General features: G+C 68.3%; 18 protein-coding genes. 5 read left to right on the forward strand and 13 right to left on the reverse strand.

Annotated features, from left to right (window positions below):
* The first annotated feature begins 63 nt into the window (after positions 1–63).
* Together QE377_RS16880 and QE377_RS16885 are read left to right on the forward strand one after the other, a co-directional pair.
* Positions 64–1,341 (forward strand): DUF349 domain-containing protein, encoded by a 1,278-nt coding sequence (locus tag QE377_RS16880; protein ID WP_307325624.1) that lies wholly within the window; start codon positions 64–66, stop codon positions 1,339–1,341.
* 92 nt (positions 1,342–1,433) lie between these two features.
* Positions 1,434–1,976, forward strand: coding sequence for a type IV toxin-antitoxin system AbiEi family antitoxin (locus tag QE377_RS16885; RefSeq protein ID WP_307325626.1), 543 nt, complete (start codon positions 1,434–1,436; stop codon positions 1,974–1,976).
* Here the strand turns inward: QE377_RS16885 and QE377_RS16890 are convergent.
* The 10 genes from QE377_RS16890 to pdxS all read right to left on the reverse strand — a co-directional run bounded on the left by QE377_RS16890 (position 1,963) and on the right by pdxS (position 12,174).
* Positions 1,963–4,218, reverse strand: a complete 2,256-nt coding sequence (locus QE377_RS16890) for a bifunctional (p)ppGpp synthetase/guanosine-3',5'-bis(diphosphate) 3'-pyrophosphohydrolase (RefSeq protein ID WP_307325629.1) — start codon at positions 4,216–4,218, stop codon at positions 1,963–1,965. The two genes, QE377_RS16885 and QE377_RS16890, sit on opposite strands and share 14 nt — an antisense overlap.
* Before the next feature lie 54 nt (positions 4,219–4,272).
* Entirely contained in the window at positions 4,273–5,262 is a 990-nt protein-coding gene (gene secF / locus QE377_RS16895; RefSeq protein ID WP_307325632.1) for a protein translocase subunit SecF, read from the reverse strand.
* Positions 5,262–7,007, reverse strand: coding sequence for a protein translocase subunit SecD (gene secD, locus QE377_RS16900; RefSeq protein ID WP_307325635.1), 1,746 nt, complete (start codon positions 7,005–7,007; stop codon positions 5,262–5,264). Before secD ends, secF begins: the two co-directional genes overlap by 1 nt.
* Positions 7,008–7,045: 38 nt before the next feature.
* Entirely contained in the window at positions 7,046–7,501 is a 456-nt protein-coding gene (yajC, locus tag QE377_RS16905; protein WP_307325639.1) for a preprotein translocase subunit YajC, read from the reverse strand.
* An 80-nt stretch (positions 7,502–7,581) separates the two neighbouring features.
* Positions 7,582–8,610, reverse strand: a complete 1,029-nt coding sequence (gene ruvB, locus QE377_RS16910) for a Holliday junction branch migration DNA helicase RuvB (protein ID WP_307325642.1) — start codon at positions 8,608–8,610, stop codon at positions 7,582–7,584.
* Positions 8,603–9,217 (reverse strand): Holliday junction branch migration protein RuvA, encoded by a 615-nt coding sequence (gene ruvA / locus QE377_RS16915; RefSeq protein WP_307325644.1) that lies wholly within the window; start codon positions 9,215–9,217, stop codon positions 8,603–8,605. The genes ruvB and ruvA overlap by 8 nt, the downstream gene beginning before the upstream one ends.
* Before the next feature lie 46 nt (positions 9,218–9,263).
* Entirely contained in the window at positions 9,264–9,830 is a 567-nt protein-coding gene (ruvC, locus tag QE377_RS16920; protein WP_307325647.1) for a crossover junction endodeoxyribonuclease RuvC, read from the reverse strand.
* A 61-nt stretch (positions 9,831–9,891) separates the two neighbouring features.
* On the reverse strand, positions 9,892–10,650 hold the full coding sequence (locus QE377_RS16925; RefSeq protein ID WP_234072908.1) for a YebC/PmpR family DNA-binding transcriptional regulator: 759 nt from the start codon (positions 10,648–10,650) through the stop codon (positions 9,892–9,894).
* Positions 10,651–10,691: 41 nt separating this feature from the next.
* The gene (gene pdxT / locus QE377_RS16930) at positions 10,692–11,294 is read right to left on the reverse strand and encodes a pyridoxal 5'-phosphate synthase glutaminase subunit PdxT (protein ID WP_307325650.1); all 603 of its coding nucleotides are present in this window, start codon (positions 11,292–11,294) and stop codon (positions 10,692–10,694) included.
* Positions 11,284–12,174 carry a pyridoxal 5'-phosphate synthase lyase subunit PdxS gene (pdxS, locus tag QE377_RS16935; RefSeq protein ID WP_307325653.1) on the reverse strand — a complete coding sequence of 297 codons (891 nt, stop codon included), beginning with the start codon at positions 12,172–12,174 and terminating at the stop codon, positions 11,284–11,286. Before pdxS ends, pdxT begins: the two co-directional genes overlap by 11 nt.
* Positions 12,175–12,259: 85 nt before the next feature.
* Here pdxS and QE377_RS16940 point away from each other — a divergent pair, with 85 nt between their 5' ends.
* Positions 12,260–13,606, forward strand: a complete 1,347-nt coding sequence (locus QE377_RS16940) for an aminotransferase class I/II-fold pyridoxal phosphate-dependent enzyme (protein ID WP_307325656.1) — start codon at positions 12,260–12,262, stop codon at positions 13,604–13,606.
* Positions 13,607–13,613: 7 nt separating this feature from the next.
* Positions 13,614–14,465: a pyridoxal kinase PdxY gene (pdxY, locus tag QE377_RS16945; RefSeq protein ID WP_307325658.1), complete on the forward strand. Its 852-nt coding sequence runs from the start codon at positions 13,614–13,616 to the stop codon at positions 14,463–14,465.
* A gap of 6 nt (positions 14,466–14,471) precedes the next feature.
* Here the strand turns inward: pdxY and QE377_RS16950 are convergent, their stop codons facing one another.
* From QE377_RS16950 to thrS, 3 genes are all read right to left on the reverse strand, one after another.
* The gene (locus QE377_RS16950; RefSeq protein ID WP_307325661.1) at positions 14,472–15,044 is read right to left on the reverse strand and encodes a hypothetical protein; all 573 of its coding nucleotides are present in this window, start codon (positions 15,042–15,044) and stop codon (positions 14,472–14,474) included.
* A gap of 81 nt (positions 15,045–15,125) precedes the next feature.
* Positions 15,126–15,683 carry an HIT domain-containing protein gene (locus QE377_RS16955; protein ID WP_307325665.1) on the reverse strand — a complete coding sequence of 186 codons (558 nt, stop codon included), beginning with the start codon at positions 15,681–15,683 and terminating at the stop codon, positions 15,126–15,128.
* The gene (gene thrS / locus QE377_RS16960) at positions 15,680–17,686 is read right to left on the reverse strand and encodes a threonine--tRNA ligase (RefSeq protein WP_307325667.1); all 2,007 of its coding nucleotides are present in this window, start codon (positions 17,684–17,686) and stop codon (positions 15,680–15,682) included. The genes QE377_RS16955 and thrS overlap by 4 nt, the downstream gene beginning before the upstream one ends.
* A gap of 63 nt (positions 17,687–17,749) precedes the next feature.
* Here thrS and QE377_RS16965 point away from each other — a divergent pair, with 63 nt between their 5' ends.
* On the forward strand, positions 17,750–18,904 hold the full coding sequence (locus QE377_RS16965; RefSeq protein WP_307325670.1) for an SLC13 family permease: 1,155 nt from the start codon (positions 17,750–17,752) through the stop codon (positions 18,902–18,904).
* Positions 18,905–18,906 lie beyond the last annotated feature (2 nt).

The raw sequence follows: 18,906 nt of genomic DNA on the forward strand, positions 1-18,906 counted from the left end.
AGCGGCCGGCGTACTAGGCTGAGTCCGATTTCCCCCGCCGACGCGAGACGCTCGAGGTGCCCCGTGACTGCCGCGACAGACCACACCCCTGACCAGCCCGACACCACCGGGGCCGCTGACGAGCCCTGGGGCCGGGTGGATGCCGACGGCACCGTCGCCGTGCGCGAGGGCGAGAACTGGCGTGTCGTCGGCCAGTACCCCGACGGGACTCCGGACGAGGCACTGGCGTACTTCGTGCGCAAGTACACCGACCTTGCGAGCGAGGTGACGCTCCTCGAGGTGCGTCACCGCCGTGGCGGTGCGTCGGCATCGGACCTGCGCCACACGGCGAACTCACTGCGCGAGAAGGTCACGGATGCCGCAGCCGTCGGCGACCTCGACGCACTGCGCACTCGGCTCGACACTCTGGTCGCGTCGCTGGCCGAGGCGACCGCGAACGAGGCCGAGGCGGCGAAAGCCGCTGTCGACGAGGCACTCGCGCAGCGTACCGTCCTCGTCGAGCGGGCAGAGGCTCTCGCTCAGCGCGACCCGAAATCGCTGCAGTGGAAGCAGGTCACCGCAGAGCTGACGGAGCTCTTCGACCAGTGGCAGAGCCAGCAGCAGAACGGGCCGCGTCTGCCGAAGTCCGCGTCGCAGCAGCTGTGGACGCGCTTCCGCGACGCGCGCAGTGCGCTCGAGCGTCATCGCCGAGCGTTCTACGCGGAACTCGATGAGGTCCACAAGGCTGCCAAGGACCGCAAGACGCGGCTGGTGGAGCGCGCCGAGGCTCTCGCCCCGCGCGGTGAGGACGGCATCCCCGCCTACCGCGATCTCCTCGACGACTGGAAGGCCGCGGGGCGTGCCGGCAAGCGCGTCGACGACGCTCTCTGGGCCCGCTTCAAGGCGGCCGGTGACGCGCTCTACGGAGCGCGTCAGGGCCGCGAAGCCGCCGAGGCCGAAGAGTCCAAGGAGCGGATCGTCGCCAAGCAGGCGCTGCTCGAGACGGCGAAGCCCATCGTCGACGAGAAGAACCTGTCCACGGCCCGTCAGCGTCTCACCGAGATCCAGCGCCAGTGGGACGAGATCGGCCGCATCTTCCCGCGTGATCGCGAACGCGCGCTCGACGACGAACTCCGCAAGATCGAGCAGCAGGTGCGCGGCCGCGAGGACGCCGAGTGGAAGCGCAACGAGCCCGAGACGACCGCGCGCGCGAACGACATGACCCGTCAGCTGACGGATGCCATCGAGAAGCTCGAGAGCGAACTCGCCGACGCCGAGGCCCGCAAGGACACCAAGGCGGCGAAGACGGCACGTGAGTCCCTCGAAGCGCGGAAGGCGTGGCTGCGCGCCATCGGCGGCTGACCCCTCCTCCATCTGACCTCGACGCGCGGGGCCTGTCCACAGATCGGACGGGCCCCGCGCGTCGCCACTTCCCCTCCCGGCACACTGAGGCGATGGGATCCCGTTTCCTCTATTTCCCGAGCGAACTGCTCAGCCGTGCCGAGCTCACGGCCGCCTGCCTCGACGGTGACCTCGTGGGACTCGGCGAGGGCTTCGTTCCCGCGGACACGATCGAGACGGCCGCGCTACGCGCCGCATCCCTGCGTCCGCTCGTCGGCGAACGAATGGCCGCGACGCACCGCAGCGCTGCTTGGGTGCACGGCTTCATCGACGAGGTGCCCAGCCGTCACGACCTTCAGCGCATCAGCGCGCATCGCCTGCACGAGCCCGTCGACCGGCGCTTCGTCTATCGCGATCCGCGCATCCCCGATGAGGATCTGCTCCGTCTCGGCGGCGTCCCCGTCACGACGCCGGCTCGCACCTTGGCCGATCTGGCGCGGGGCACCGATGCGACGGCCCGCGGCCTGCTGGGTCAGTGCGGCGAGCGGGCACCAGACGCCGTGCACGGCGCGATCGCGTGGCTCGAATCCAGACGACGCGTGCCGCGCCGCCTCGCCGCGCTCGCCCTTCTGCAGGAGCTCGTCAGGACGAAGTGACGCGGTAGACGTCGTAGACGGCGTCGATGCGACGCACCGCGTTCAGCACGCGGTCGAGGTGGACCGTGTCGCCCATCTCGAACACGAAACGACTGAGCGCGAGACGATCGTTCGAGGTGGAGACCGTCGCGGAGAGGATGTTGACGTGGTGTTCGCTCAGCACCCGCGTCACGTCGCTGAGCAGCCCCGAGCGATCGAGTGCCTCGACCTGGATCTGCACGAGGAAGACGCTCTTCGTGGTCGGCGCCCACTCGACATCGATCATGCGCTCCGGGTCGGATTCGAGTGCCTTGACGTTCGTGCAGTCGGCGCGGTGCACCGAGACACCGCTCCCGCGGGTCACGAACCCGACGATCTCATCGCCCGGAACGGGCGTGCAGCACTTCGCGAGCTTGACGAGGATGTCGGGTGCACCTCGCACGAGCACACCGGAATCACCGTCGCGCGGCGCACGACCCCGACCGATGTGGGGGATGTCGATGGGACCGGTGGAGGTGTCGTTGTCAGCCGCGACGAGCGCCGTGACCTTCTCGATCACCGACTGGGTGGAGACGTGCCCCTCACCGACAGCCGCGTAGAGCGCCGACACGTCTTCGTACCGCAGCTGCTGTGCGACCTGCGTGAACGAGTCCTGACTCATCAAGCGCTGCAGCGGCAGGTTCTGCCGTCGCATCGCGCGCGCGATCGACTCCCGACCCTGCTCTATCGCCTCTTCACGGCGCTCCTTGGTGAACCACCCGCGGATCTTGTTGCGCGCGCGGGTGCTCTTGACGAATCCCAGCCAGTCCTGGCTGGGTCCCGCGTCCGGGTTCTTCGAGGTGAACACCTCGACGACGTCACCGGAGTGCAGCTCCGACTCGAGCGGCACGAGCCGGCCGTTGACCTTCGAGCCCATCGTCCGGTGCCCGATCTCGGTGTGCACCGCGTACGCGAAGTCCACCGGAGTGGCACCCGCCGGCAGGCCGATGACACGCCCCTTGGGCGTGAAGACGTAGACCTCCTTCGCGCCGATCTCGAACCTGAGCGAATCGAGGAACTCGCCCGGATCGGCGGTCTCCGCCTGCCAATCGGAGATGTGCGCGAGCCAGGCCATGTCGGCGTCGACGGCCTTCCCGTCGGTCTTGGCGCCCGACATCCGCTCCTTGTACTTCCAGTGCGCCGCGACACCGAACTCGGCCTGCTGATGCATCTCGTTCGTGCGGATCTGGATCTCGACCGTGCGTCCGTTCGGGCCGATGACGGTCGTGTGCAGCGACTGGTAGAGGTTGAACTTGGGCGTCGCGATGTAGTCCTTGAATCGCCCGGGAAGCGGCGTCCACCGCGCGTGGAGCGCACCGAGGACGGCGTAGCAGTCGCGAACGGTCGCCACGATCACGCGGATGCCGATCAGGTCGTAGATGTCGTCGAACTCGCGACCTCGCACGACCATCTTCTGGTACACGGAGTAGAGCTGTTTCGGGCGACCCGCTACTCGACCACGTATCCGCAGCTCGCGCAGATCCTCTTCGACCGCGTTGATGACGTTCTGCAGGTACTGCTCGCGCTGGGGGGTGCGCTGCTTGACGAGGCTGTCGATCTCGACGTAGAGCTTGGGGTGGAGCACCGCGAACGAGAGGTCTTCCAGCTCGGACTTGATGGCCTGGATGCCGAGCCGGTGCGCCAGCGGCGCGTAGATCTCGAGCGTCTCGGTCGCCTTCTTCGACGCCTTCTCGGGCGGTACGAAGCCCCACGTCCGGGCGTTGTGGAGGCGGTCAGCGAGCTTGATGACGAGCACGCGGATGTCGCGAGACATCGCCACGATCATCTTGCGGACGGTCTCCGCCTGCGCGCTCTCGCCGTACTTGACCTTGTCGAGCTTCGTCACGCCGTCGACGAGCATCGCGACCTCGTCGCCGAACTCGGCGCTCAGCTCGTCGAGCCGGTACCCCGTGTCCTCGACGGTGTCGTGCAGGAGAGCCGCGGCGACAGCCTTCGGGCCGAGGCCGAGGTCTGCCAGGATCTGGGCCACCGCGAGCGGATGCGTGATGTACGGCTCGCCGCTCTGCCGTTTCTGTCCCTCGTGCGCCCGCGCCGCGACCACGTAGGCGCGCTCGACGATCGCGAGATCGCCCTTCGGGTGGTGGGTGCGCACCGTACGGACGAGCTTGTCGACATCGTCGCGGCGGGCGGCGCGCGAGAAGATCCGCGGGATCAGGCGGCGCAGAGAAGAGCTCTGGGCGCCCGCGGGAAGCGTCTCGGCCATGCCTCGATCACCACCCTTCGCCCGGTCGGATCATCTTACGCGTGTGCGATCCGCTCAGGCTTCGACGACCGCGCGCTCGCGCGCCGAGAGCACTCGCGCGTCGCTCGCTTTGACCTTCGCCTCGCCCTCTCGGAAGAGGCTGTACAGCGGAGCCGCGAGGAACAGCGTCGAGTACGCCGCCACGATGGTTCCCACGAAGATCGACAGCGAGATGTCCGTCAGGGTCTGCGCTCCGAGCCAGAACGCGCCGATGAACAGGATGGCCCCGGTCGGCAGGATGGCGACGACAGTCGTGTTGATCGAGCGGATGAGGGTCTGGTTGACCGCCAGGTTCACCGACTCGCCGAAGGTGCGGGCAGAGATCTCCCCGTCGTCCCTCGTGTTCTCTCGGATCTTGTCGAAGACGACGGTGATGTCGTAGAGCGAGTACGCGAGGATCGTGAGGAATCCGATCACGGCGGCGGGAGAGATCGCGAAGCCGAACACCGCGTAGATGCCGATCGTGACGATGAGCACATCGACGACGCCGATGATCGCGGCCGCGGACATCTTCCAGGTGCGGAAGTACAGCGCCAGGATCACGAATGTCAGCGTGAGGAAGATGGCCAGGCCCCACAGGGACTGCCGCGTCACTCCCTCGCCCCAGCTCGGGCCGATGAAGGACGAGGTGACATCCGCGGCGGGCACCTGGTATGCCTCCGCGAGGGCCTCGGAGACGCGCTGCGTCTCGTCGTTGGACATCTGGTCGGTCTGTACTCGGACAGAGTCTGAACCGACCGTCGTGACGCGTGTCTCGGCGTTCGGGACGACCGACTGCACGGCAGTCGTCGCAATGGCCTGGTCGGGGTTCGACAACTCGTTGATCGTGAACTGGGACCCGCCGGTGAACTCGATCGAGAACTCGATCGGACGAAACAGCGGCACCAGCGCGGAGGCGATGACGAGCAGGGCTCCGATCAGGAACCAGAGCCGGCGGCGTCCGACGAACGGGAACGACGTCTTGCCGGTGTAGAGGTCGTTACCGACCTGGGACATCGAGCGCATCAGCTGCGACCGCCCTTCGACTGGGACACGGTTTCGTCCGCGGATGTGGAGCCGGCATCCCCCTGCTGCGCAGCGCGCTTACGCTCGGCGATGGTCTGACGACGCTCCGCCTCACCGCGTGAGCGGGCCACGCGGCCGGTCTGGACCACGGGAGCACGGAACTGCGCGCGACCGCGGTAGACAGCGCCGAGCGCCGTCGGGTCGAGACTGGACAGCGGGTGGCCGGAGCCGAAGAACCGGGTGCGCGCCAGCAGCTGCATCACGGGGTGGGTGAACAGGATGAAGATGAGCACGTCGATCACGGTCGTGAGGCCCAGCGTGAACGCGAAGCCCTTCACGGTCGCGTCGGCGAGGATGTACAGCACGACCGCGGCGAGCACGTTGATCGACTTCGAGATGTAGATCGTGCGCTTGGCGCGGCTCCAGCCGTCCTCGACGGCGGCGGTGATCGACTTGCCGTCGCGCAACTCGTCGCGGATGCGCTCGAAGTAGATGATGAACGAGTCGGCCGTGAACCCGATCGACACGATGACACCCGCGACGCCTGCCAGCGACAGGCGGTAGCCCATGCGCCAGGCGAGGATGCAGAGCGTGATGTAGGTCAGGACACCCATGACCACGAGCGAGGCCATGATCACCGTGCCGAGTGCTCGGTAGACGGTCAACGAGTACACCGCCACGAGAGCCAGACCGATGAGGCCGGCGATCAGGCCGATCATCAGCTGCTGAGAACCGAGGGTGGCCGAGATCGTGTCGGAGCTCTGCACCGTGAAGCTCAAGGGCAGCGCGCCGTACTTGAGCTGGTCAGCGAGCGTCTTCGCGCTCTCCTGCGTGAAGGAGCCCGTGATCTGCGGCTTGCCGTCGGTGATGATGCCGTTCATCGACGGAGCCGAGAGCACAGTTCCGTCGAGCACGAACGCGAACTGATTGAGCGGTCGCTGGAGCGGGTAGAGCCGCTGGCTGATCTCGGTGAACTTGTCGGTGCCTTCTGCGTTGAAGACGAGGTTGACCGCCCACTGACCGTTGGTCTGGACGACCCCCGAGCTCGCGTCCGCGACGTCGTCGCCCTTGATCTCGACCGGGCCGAGGATGTACTTGGCCGTGCCGTCCGTCGAGCAGGTGATCAACGGATCGGCGTCGGGAGCGTTCGCCGGATCGTTCGTCGGGTTGGCGCAGTCGTACGCCTGGAACTCCGCCTGCAGCTTCGGGGTGATCCAGCTCACGTCGCTGCCGTTGGTCGGCGACGCGGTCGGCGTCGCCTCGAGCGAGGGATCGGGCGTCGGATACGGCGTGGCCGTTCCGTCCTGACCGATGAAGCTGCCGCTGACCTCGCCCGACTCGACGAGCACGGGGCGCAGCTGCAGCTGCGCCGAGTCCTGGATACGCTGACGCGTCTCCTCGTCGGCCTCGCCCGGGATCTGGACGACCACGTTGCGTCCGCCCTCGGTCGTGACGTCGGCCTCGCCGACGCCGGAGGCGTCGACGCGCTGGCGGATGATCGTGACGGCCTGCGTCATCTGGTCGCCGCTCGGAGCAGCGCCGTCGGCGGTCTGCGCCGCGAGGATGATCTGCGTGCCGCCCTGAAGATCCAGAGCGAGTTCAGGAGACCAGGAGCTCGCGGGAGCTCCGGCGGAGGTCTTGAAGACGTAGACGCCCAGGGCGTTCACGCCGAAGAGCACAGCGGTCACCGCGAGGAGCCCGATGAGGGCGCGCCAGGCGTGACGGACGGGAGTGGATGTCGCCACGGACGATCAGCTTTCTCGTGCAGGAAGGGACGGAGGTGTCAGGCCTCGGGCTTGTCCTTCTTGTCGTTCTCGACCTCGTCGCTGTGCGACGAGTACTTGTGGTCGTCGCTGATCGAGGTGATGTCGCCGTCGGCGACGCCGGCGATGTACTCCGCCTCGCTCGCCTCGGCCTCGATGAACTCGTCCTCGGTCACGACGCCCTCGACGGGGTCGACGACACGAAGGATGGCCTGGCTGTGCACCTTGATCTCGACACCGGGGGCGATCTCGATGAGTGCCGGCTGGTCGAGGTTGTCGGCGTCGAACTCGACGATCGTTCCGTACAGGCCGCCCTGCAACAGCACCTCGGCGCCGGGAACCGTCTGGCGGGCCTTCTGCTCCTGCTCGGCCTTCGCCTTCTGCATGCGGCGACGCGAGCTCCAGAACATGAAGATCAGGAGGATCACCAGCAGGATGATCAGACCGTAGTTGGCGAAGAAGGTCGCGAAGTCCATGAAGTGGAGGGGCCCTTTCCGGGGCAGCGCGAACCGGGTCCAGCGCTGGTCGAGTCAGTTGCGGCGAAAGCCTTCAGCGATTATAGGTCATCCAGGCGCAGCGCTCCGGTCGGATGCGGCACGCCCAGGTGTCCGTAGGCCTCCGGAGTCGCCACGCGCCCCCGGGGCGTGCGCCCCATGAAGCCGATCCGGACCAGGTAGGGCTCGACGACCGATTCGATCGTGTCTGCTTCCTCGCCGACCGCGACAGCCAGGGTGTTCAGACCGACGGGACCGCCGCGGAAGCGTCGGATGAGCGCGTCCAGCACGGCCCGGTCGAGCCGGTCGAGGCCGATCGGGTCGACGTCGTACAGCTCGAGCGCAGCATCCACGCTCGCGAGGCTGCCCGATCCACCGTCGGCGTAGACGATGAGGTAGTCGCGCACTCTCCGCAGCAATCGGTTCGCGATGCGCGGGGTCCCGCGCGAGCGGCGGGCGATCTCGGAGCGTGCCGGGGTGGGCAGCTCGACGCCGAGCATCGAGCTCGAGCGGGCGATGACCCGTTCGAGTTCCTCGGGCTCGTAGTACTCGAGGTGCGCGGTGAAGCCGAAGCGGTCACGCAGCGGGTTGGGCAGCAGCCCGGACCGCGTGGTGGCTCCCACCAGGGTGAAGGGGGCGAGATCGAGGGGGATGCTCGTGGCACCGGCGCCCTTCCCGACCATGATGTCGATCCGGAAGTCCTCCATCGCGAGGTAGAGCATCTCCTCCGCCGAGCGCGCCATGCGGTGGATCTCGTCGATGAACAGCACCTCGCCGGGCGTGAGCGACGACAGCAGGGCCGCAAGATCGCCGGCATGCTGGATGGCAGGCCCGCTCGACATGCGCAGCGCACGGCCGCTCTCATGCGCCACGATCATGGCGAGCGTCGTCTTGCCCAGCCCGGGCGGTCCCGAGAGCAGGATGTGGTCGGGCGGGCGCTGTTGGATGCGCGCCGCGTCGAGCAGCAGCTGCAGCTGCCCCCGTACCTTCTGCTGCCCGACGAAGTCGGCGAGGGAGTCGGGGCGCAACGCCCCCTCGATGGCGAGTTCGCTCTCGTCCGCGGGGGTACCCGCATCCCTCAGCTCATCCACGCACAGCCTCCCCGCGAGCCGGGCCCAGCGCCGCGAGGGCCCTGCGCAAGAGTGCCGCGACCGTCCGCTCCTCGGGCGCGTCGGCGACCACGACCGCTGCCGTTTCTGCGGCGACGCGCTCGGACCAGCCCAGGCCGACGAGCGCCTGTGCGAGCTGATCGACGAGATCGGTGGACGCCGCCGAGGAGCCGGTGGCGGATGCGGTGGGCGGCGCCAGCTTGCCGGCGAGCTGCACCACGATCAGCTTGGCCGTCTTGGGTCCGATGCCGGAGACCTTGCGGAAGGGACCATCGGCCTCATCTGCCACCGCCTGCGCGATCTGGTCGATGCTGAGCTCGGCCAGCACACCGAGCGCGGACTTCGGACCGACCCCGGACACGGCGATCAGCGCCGCGAACACCGCCAGCTCCTCTCGCGTGCGAAAGCCCACGAGCGAGAGGGCGTCCTCACGGACGATCATGTGCGTGTGCAGCAGGATCTCGTCGCCCAGGCGCACCGTGCGCGAGACGTCCGGGGTCACCGCGACGCTGTAGCCGACGCCGGCGACCTCGAGGACGAGGCCGTCGGAGGATGCGTGCACGACGGAGCCGCGGAGCGAGGCGATCATGGCTGTGAGCTTATCCCGCTTCGCACCTTTGTTCGATTCGACACGCTCAGCGTCGTGCCTTCTCCGCCGCTCGCCATGCACGCTGCGCCGGAGTGAGGGCCGCATCCGTGACCGCCGCTCCCCCGGCACCGCCGCCGCGCCACGCATGGCACAGCGCGAGCGCGAGCGCGTCCGCGGCATCCGCCGGCTGAGGGAGCGCGTCCAGTCGGAGGACCCTGGCCACCATCGTCTGCACCTGCAGCTTCTCGGCGGACCCGTAGCCGGTGATCGCGGCCTTGACCTCGCTCGGTGTGTGAGTCGCCGTTCGCAGACCGTGCTCGGCCGCGACGAGCAACGCGATACCGCTGGCCTGCGCCGTCCCCATCACGGTGCTGCGGTTCTGCTGGGCGAACACCCGCTCGACGGCGACCACCTCGGGGCGATGCTCCCGCACGGCGTCGCGAAGCCCCTGCGCGATCAGATGCAGCCGTTCGGCGATCGGCAGCTCGGGTGACGAGCGGATCACCCCGACATGCACGAGACTCGCGCGACGGTCGGCAGCGACGTCCACGATGCCCACGCCGCAGCGCGTCAGACCCGGGTCGACACCGAGCACGCGCAGAGAGGAAGCCACCCCGCCACGCTACGCGCCCCGGGACGTGCCGGGCACCCGACGCGCCCGTGACGGAGGACGCTCACTCGTCGGCTTCGAGCTCCGCCTGCACCTCGGGCGTCAGATCGAAGTTGCTGAAGACGTTCTGCACGTCGTCACTGTCTTCGAGCGCGTCGATCAGGCGGAAGACCTTCCGCGCCGTCTCGGCGTCGACCTCGACCTTGAGGTTCGGCACGAACTCGACATCGGCCGACTCGTACTCGATGCCCGCGTCGGTGAGCGCGGTGCGGACGGACACGAGGTCGGAGGCCTCCGTGATCACCTCGAAGCCCTGCGCATGCGGCTCGATCTCCTCCGCGCCCGCCTCGAGCGCGGCCATCATGACGTCGTCCTCGCTCGTGCCCTCCTCGGACACGACGATGACGCCCTTGCGCGTGAAGTTGTACGCGACCGACCCGGGGTCGGCCAGGGTGCCGCCGTTGCGGGACAGTGCCGTGCGGACCTCGGCAGCGGCGCGGTTCTTGTTGTCGGTCAGACACTCGATCATGAGAGCGACGCCGTTGGGCCCGTAGCCCTCGTACATGATCGAGGAGTACTCGACCGACTCGCCGCCGATCCCGGCTCCGCGCTTGATGGCGCGATCGATGTTGTCCTTGGGCACCGAGGTCTTCTTCGCCTTGAGGACCGCATCGAAGAGCGTCGGGTTGCCCGCCAGATCGGCGCCGCCCAGCTTCGCGGCGACCTCGATGTTCTTGATGAGCTTCGCCCACGACTTCGCACGGCGCGCGTCGACGACGGCCTTCTTGTGCTTCGTGGTGGCCCATTTGGAGTGACCGGACATGAGTCTCCCGTGTTCAGCGGCTGGAAAGTCCAGCGTCGATCTTAGTTCAGCCGCGCGCGGACCCGCTCGAGAAGGCGTTCGTGGAACCGTGTCTCGCCCGAGACCTCGGGGTGGAACGAGGTTCCCAGGAGGTTGCCCTGCTCCACCGCGACCACGCGCCCGTCGTCGAGGGCCGCGAGGATCTCGACGCCCGTACCGACCCGCTCGACCACGGGCGCACGGATGAAGACGGCCTTGACCGGCGGCCCGCCGAACGCGTCGACCCGCAGGTCGCTCTCGAACGAGTCGAGCTGCGAGCCGAAGGCGTTGCGCCGCACGGCCACATCGAGACCGCCGAAGCTCTGCTGCCCGGCGAGGCCGTCGAGAACCTCGTCGGCGAGGAGGATGAGACCGGCGCACGTGCCGTAGACCGGGAGCCCCTCGGCGATCGCACGGCGCAGGGGGTCACGCATCCCGAACGCCCGGCTCAGCTTGTCGATCACGCTCGACTCACCGCCCGGGATCACCAGGCCGTCGACCTCGGCGAGTTCCGCGGGCCGGCGAACCGGCCGCGTCTGTGCGCCCAGCAGCCGGAGGATGCGCACGTGCTCGCGCACGTCGCCCTGGAGCGCGAGGACCCCGATGCGCGGTGCGTCACCAGCCACGGTCGGCGAGGCGATGCGGGGCCGGGAGGTCTGCCACGTTGATGCCGACCATCGCCTCACCGAGTCCGCGCGAGGCTTCGGCGATGACCGCGGGATCGTCGAAGAACGTGGTCGCCTTCACAATGGCCGCTGCGCGCTGGGCGGGGTTGCCGGACTTGAAGATCCCGGAGCCCACGAACACGCCGTCGGCGCCCAGTTGCATCATGAATGCGGCATCCGCCGGCGTCGCGACGCCGCCGGCCGTGAACAGGACGACCGGCAGCGTGCCGGTGCGGGCGACCTCTGCCACGAGTTCGTACGGCGCCTGGAGTTCCTTGGCCGCGACGTAGAGCTCATCGGCGCTCTTCGCGCCGAGGACCGCGATCTCACCGCGGATCGTGCGGATGTGCTTCGTGGCTTCGGAGACGTCGCCCGTGCCCGCCTCCCCCTTGGAACGGATCATCGCCGCGCCCTCGGTGATGCGCCGCAGCGCCTCACCGAGGTTCGTCGCGCCGCACACGAACGGAACGGTGAAGCCCCACTTGTCGATGTGGTTGACGTAGTCCGCCGGCGAGAGCACCTCGGACTCGTCGACGTAGTCCACACCGAGACCCTGCAGGACCTGCGCCTCCACGACATGGCCGATCCGCGCCTTCGCCATGACCGGGATCGACACCGCGGCGATGATCTCGTCGATCAGGTCGGGATCGCTCATCCGTGCCACTCCGCCCTGCGCACGGATGTCGGCGGGGACGCGCTCGAGGGCCATGACGGCCACGGCGCCCGCATCCTCCGCGATACGCGCCTGCTCGGCGGTGACCACGTCCATGATCACGCCGCCTTTCAGCATCTCGGCGAGTCCGCGCTTGACGCGCGTGGAACCGGTGAGGGAATCGGTCATCGGGTGCTCCTTCGTCGACGCCGCCGCATGCGACGCTTTGTCCTAGGCCAGAACGTAGCATGTCCTACGGCGTAGGCTGTCCCCGATGTCTCTGTCTGACACCCGCTCCGAGATCCGCGGCTCCTCCGCCGCGGAGATCGCCGACAGCATTCGCGCACTCGTCGAGCGCGGCGAACTCGCTCCCGGCCAGTCGCTCCCGCCCGTCCGGGCGCTCGCCGAGTCGTTGGACGTCAATCGCAACACGGTCGCGGCGGCATATCGGCTCCTCACCCAGGCCGGTATCGTCGTCACCCGCGGGCGCGGCGGCACGCTCGTGGCCGAGGCGGCACCGGTCGCGCAAGAGGGCTTCGCCGCCGGCACTGTGCTGCGCGATGTGGGCACCGGCAATCCCGATCCGGACCGCATCCCGAAGGCCCTTCCCGCGCTGACGCGCATCGCCCGGCGCCCGGTCCTCTACGGCGAACCCGTCATCGACCCCGATCTCGAGTCGTGGGCCCGGGATTGGGTGCGCGCCGATCTCGCGCCGTCGACGGTGCGGTTGACGATCACCAGCGGGGCGGTCGATGCCGTGGAGCGCCTGCTCGCGCAGGCGCTGACCAGAGACGATGCCGTCGCTCTCGAAGACCCCTGCTTCCTTGCCAGCATCCACACCGTGCGCCTCGGCGGCTATCGCGCCGTTCCTGTTCCCGTGGACGCCGAGGGGATGACGGTCGACGGGCTTCGCGCTGCTCTCGCCGCCGGCGTCCGCGCGATCGTCTGCACGCCACGCGCCCAGAACCCGACCGGCGCGAGTCTGAGTGCACGCCGCGCCGCCAAGCTGCGCGCGGTGCTCGAGAACCATCCGTACGTCCTCATCATCGAGGACGACCATTTCTCGCTTCTGTCGCCGCAGCCGTACCACTCGATCATCGGCGAGAGCCACCGACGGTGGGCGCTCGTGCGGTCGGTGTCGAAGTTCCTGGGACCCGATATGTGCCTGGCCGTCGCTGCCTCAGATCCCGAGACCGCGGATCGTCTCGCGCTGCGACTCAGTCCCGGGACCACCTGGGTCAGCCATCTCCTGCAGCGGCTCGCGATCGCCCTGCTCGCCGACGACACCGTGCAGAGCGCGATTCGGGCGACAGGACGGCACTACGCAGACCGCAACGGCGTCTTCGCCGAACGGGCTCGGGACCACGGCCTCGCCGTCGAGTCGGGCGACGGACTGAACCTGTGGGTCCCCCTCGGCGTACCCGCTCGCGCCGTCGCCGAGCAGCTCATGCGCCGCGGCTGGCTCGCACGCCCCGGCGACGAGTTCGTGCTCGCCGACGCGCGCGCCACGCACTACCTGCGCCTGACGGTGCATGATCTCTCCGACGATGACGCCGATCGGCTCATCACGGACCTCGTCGCGGCCGTGGATGCGGTCGCCGCCACCTCGAAGATGGGATGACTCCGCTGTGAAGGTACTTTCGATCCAGTCCGCCGTCGCCTACGGTCACGTCGGCAACTCCGCTGCGGTCTTCCCCCTGCAGCGCATCGGTGTCGAGGTTCTGCCTGTGTACACCGTGAACTTCTCGAACCACACCGGGTACGGCGCCTGGCGGGGACCGCTCATCGCACCGGACGACGTGCGCGATGTGATCACGGGAATCGAGGAGCGCGGCGTCTTCGACAAGATCGACGTGATCCTGTCCGGGTACCAGGGCTCCGAGGGGATCGCCGACGTGATCGTCGACGCGGTGGCCCGCGTGAAGGCCGCCAACCCGAGCGCGGTCTACGCGTGCGATCCGGTGATGGGCAACGCCAGGTCCGGCTGTTTCGTCGCTCCCGCCATCCCCGAGCTCCTCCGCGAGAAGGTCGTTCCGGTGGCGGACATCATCACGCCGAATCAATTCGAGCTCGGCTTTCTCACGGGCACCGATCCGCACACGATCGAGGAGACGCTCGCTTCGGCGGATGCCGCCCGCGCGATGGGACCGGGCACGGTACTGGTCACGAGCGTCGAGCGCCCCGACCGCGAGGAGGGCACGATCGAGATGATGGCCGTCACCCCCCGGGGCGCCTGGATCGTGACGACCCCCCTGCTGCCCATGAAGGCGAACGGATCCGGCGATGTGACCGCCGCCCTCTTCACCGCGCACTACACGCGCAGCGGCGATGCTGCGGATGCCCTCGCGCGCACCGCGTCCAGCGTCTTCGACCTGCTGGAGGCGACGCACCGCTCGGGCGAACGCGAGCTGCAGCTGGTCGAGTCGCAGGAGGCTTACGCGCACCCCCGCCTGCAGTTCGCCGTTCGTCAGGTGCGCTGAGCCGACTCAGCCGCCCGTGGCGGCACGGAAGGCGCTCTCCCACTGCGGAGCGTCGGCCGGGCACAGGAATCCCGTTCCGAACACCATGATGCTGGTGACGTTGCGCTCCGCCGTCGGATCGCCGTTCGTGAGTGCGGAGATCAGCGGCGACGTCGCCACGTGCGTGGCATACAGGTCTTGGCCGACATCGTGACCGTTGAGGATCGAGGTCTCACAGGCGTCCAGCGCGAGAGCGAGGGTGATGCTCTCGATCTCCGGCGACCACGTGCCTCCCTGCGACTCGGTGTAGGCCCGCTGCTGGGAGATGAACTCCTGCTGCTCGGGGGTCTTCGGCGTGAGCATCGGGTCGCCGGGGATCTGCTGCTGAGCTTCGAAGAAGGCATCGCGCTCGGCGAAGACGTCGCCGTCGATCAGGTCGTCGGATCCCGATTCGCCGGCGCTCCCCGTGGGTTCGTCCGAGGGAGCGAGCGCTTCGCCCGGTTCGCTGGATGCGGGCAGCGGGGTGAACTGGCACCCCGCCAACGGCACCAGCGCAAGCAGCAGCATCGGCGCGACGAGTCGGACGGAACGTGTGCGCATGAGAGACCCCCGGGCTCGTGGAACGATGCCCGACACGCTATCGGCAGGTCGTTGCTCGTATCGGGGGCTTGTGGAGAACGCTCAGAGCGGCCATGCGTCCGCGAGCGAGCGGCGCACGTCGCCGAGCAGCTGCGGCAGCGCCTTCGTGCGCGCGATGATCGGGAAGAAGTTCGCGTCGGTCGCCCATCGCGGGACGACGTGCTGGTGAAGATGGCCCGCGACCCCCGCACCGGCGACGGCGCCCTGGTTCATGCCGATGTTGAACCCGTCGCACCGGGACGTCTCGCGCAACACGCGCATCGCGGTCTGGGTGAGCGCACCGATCTCCGCGACCTCGTCCGCATCCGCCTGATCGTACGTGGGGATGTGGCGGTACGGGCACACCAGGAGATGGCCGGAGTTGTACGGGAACAGATTCAGCAGGACGTACGCGCGAACCCCGCGATGAACGATGAGTCCGTCCTCGTCGCTCTTGTGGGGCGCGGCGCAGAACGGGCACCGCTCGGAGTGCGGCTCGGGACCCGCCTGGATGTAGGCCATGCGGTGCGGAGTCCACAGCCGCTGGAACTCATCCGGCACGCCGGGCAGATCGGATGCGGCGATCAGCGCCGCATCCGTCTGCTCCGGCTCGGTCGTCACGCGAGGTCCTCCGCGGTGTTGACGAGTGTCTTCTCGGCGATCGCCCGTTGGATCATCGCGATCGCGTCATCTACGGGAATCCCGTTCGTCTGCGTCCCGTCACGGAAGCGGAAGGAGACGGTGCCGGCGCTGCGGTCCTGCTCCCCCGCGATCAACTGGATCGGAACCTTCTGCGTCGTGTGCGTGCGGATCTTCTTCTGCATCCGGTCATCGGAGTGATCGACCTCCGCGCGGACGCCGGACACCTTGAGGCGCTCGACGATGCCGTCGAGGTAGTCCGCGAACTGCTCGGCGACCGGGATGCCGACGACCTGCACCGGCGAGAGCCACACCGGGAAAGCCCCGGCGTAGTGCTCGAGCAGGATGGCGAAGAAGCGCTCGATCGAGCCGAACAGCGCCCGGTGGATCATGATCGGGCGGTGCTTCTCACCGTCGGGGCCGGTGTACTCGAGGCCGAAGCGCTCGGGAAGGTTCGGGTCGACCTGCACGGTCGACAGCTGCCAGGTGCGGCCGATGGCGTCCCGGGTCTTGAGATCGATCTTCGGACCGTAGAAGGCGGCCTCACCCGGCACCTCGGTGAGCTTCAGACCGCTCGCCATGGCGACGTTGCGCAGCGCGTTCGTCGAGTAGTCCCAGAACTCGTCCGATCCGATCCACTTCGACTTCTCGTCATCGCGCATGGACAGCTCGAGCTCGAAGTCCTCGAGGCCGAAGTCGCGAAGCATCGAGATGACGAACTCCAGCACGCGGGTCGCCTCGGACTCGAGCTGCTCGGGCGTGACGAACAGGTGCGAGTCGTCCTGGGTGAACCCACGCACGCGGGTGAGCCCGTGCAGCGCGCCCGAGAGCTCGTTGCGGTAGACGGTTCCGTTCTCGGCGAGACGCATCGGCAGGTCGCGGTAGCTGCGGCCGCGTTCCTTGTAGATGAGGATGTGCATCGGGCAGTTCATCGGCTTGAGGTAGTACTCCTGGCCGACTTTGGTGACGTTGCCCTCCGCGTCGCGCTCCTCATCCATGGTGATGGGCGGGAACATGCCCTCCCGATAGGTCACCAGGTGGTTGGAGGTGATGAACAGGTCTTCCTTGGAGATGTGCGGGGTGTAGACGTACGTGTAGCCGCCTTCGACGTGCCGACGTCGGGCATGCTGTTCCATCTCGCCGCGGACGATGCCGCCCTTCGGGTGCCAGACGCTGAGGCCGGAGCCGATCTCGTCGGGGAACGAGAATAGGTCCAGCTCCTTGCCGAGCTTGCGGTGATCGCGTTTGGCCGCCTCCTCCAGTCGATGCTGGTAGGCGCGCAGGTCGTCCTTGGTCGCCCACGCGGTGCCGTAGATGCGCTGCAGTTGCGGGTTCTTCTCGCTGCCGCGCCAGTACGCGCCGGCGATGCGCTGCAGATCCCAGCCGTTGCCGATGACGCGCGTGCTCGACACGTGCGGCCCGCGGCAGAGGTCCTTCCAGACCGTCTCGCCGTCGCGGTTCACGTTGTCGTAGATCGTGAGCTCGCCCGCGCCGACCTCTACCGACGCTCCCTCGGCCGCTTCCTTCTTGCCGCCCTTCAGACCGATCAACTCGAGTTTGAAGGGCTCGTCGGCCAGTTCCGCGCGCGCCTCGTCATCGGTCACGACCCGACGCACGAAGCGCTGGTTCTCGCGGACGATCCGCTCCATCTCCTTCTTGATGGCCTTGACGTCCTCCGGCGTGAAAGGCGTGTCGGTGCCGAAGTCGTAGTAGAAGCCGTCGGTGACCGGCGGGCCGATGCCGAGGTTCGTCTGCGGCTTGATGCGCTGCACCGCCTGTGCGAGCACGTGCGCGGTGGAGTGCCGAAGGATGGCCAGGCCGTCCTCGGAAGAGATCGTGACCGGCTCGACGACGTCGGTCTCGGCGACCGTCGTCGCCAGGTCCTTCAGTTCGCCGTTCACGCGCAACGCGATGACGGAGCGGTCGGGGAAGAGGGCGAATCCGTCTGCGGGGTAGGCGACGGCTGCCGGGGTCAGATCAGTCAAAGGACGCTCCTGGAGTGGGTCTCAATCGATCCTATCGAGCTTGCGAGGCGGCAAGATGGTGTCGTGAAGCTGGCCCTCATCGGCGGCGCGCTGCTGCTGGTCGGCATCGCCGCGGTCCTTTTCGGCGTCCTCCCCCCGGATGCGGCCGTCGCGGTGACCGAACGCATCGTGCCGGTTCTCGGCTTCGTCACCGCGATCACCGTCGTCGCCGAGCTCGCGACCCGCATCGGGCTGTTCGATGTGCTGGGTGCTTTTCTCGCCCGCCTCTCGCGCGGTCGCACGATCGTCCTCTGGCTGCTTGTGGTGGCTCTCGCGCTCGTGTCCACCGCCTTCCTCTCGCTCGACACCACCGCGGTGCTGCTGACACCCGTCGTCGTCGCTGTCGCCAGAGCGAACGGACTTCCCCCACTGCCGTTCGCGTTCGCGACGGTGTGGCTGGCGAACACGGCGTCGCTGTTCCTGCCGGTCTCCAATCTCACCAACCTGCTCGCCGCCCACAACCTCGAGGGAGGCACGGCAGCGTTCGTCGGTCTCCTGGGACCGTCGGCGCTGATCGCCGTGATCGTCACCGTGCTCCTGCTGTGGCTACGCGATCGCCGGCGACTGCGGGGACGTTTCACCCCCGCCAGATCGCCGCAGATCGCCGACAAGGCGCTGCTGATCGCCGCCGGGGTGATCGTCGCGGTCATGCTGCCGTTGCTGGTCTCCGGCCTCGAGCCGTGGATCCCGGCGACGGCCGCGGCCGTCGTGCTCGTCGGGTTCGTCTCGTGGCGCTCGCCCCGGCTGCTGTCGCTGCGGCTCATCCCGTGGCAACTGCTCGTGTTCGCGAGCGGTCTGCTGTTGGTCGCCTCGGCGGCGGATGCGGCGGGCCTCCTCGATTCCGTGTCGGCCGTCCTCAACTCCTCGGACCAGCCCTGGACGGTGTTCGCGGTGGCCGGTGCGGGCACCGTCGGCGCGAACGTCATCAACAACCTGCCCGCCTACCTGGCTCTCGAACCGGCGGTCGCGGCATCCCCTGTTCATCTTGCGGCCCTCCTCATCGGCGTCAACGCCGGTCCGCTCATCACGCCGTGGGCGTCGCTGGCGACGCTGCTGTGGCACGAGAGGCTGCAGTCGGAGGGCATCGAGGTGTCGTGGGGACGATTCATCCTCTGGGGTGCGCTCGCCGCTCCGCTGATCGTCGGACTCGCCGCGCTTCCGCTGCTGTGGATGCGGTGAGC

The organism is Microbacterium sp. SORGH_AS_0862 (genome assembly GCF_030818795.1).
GTDB lineage: Bacteria > Actinomycetota > Actinomycetes > Actinomycetales > Microbacteriaceae > Microbacterium.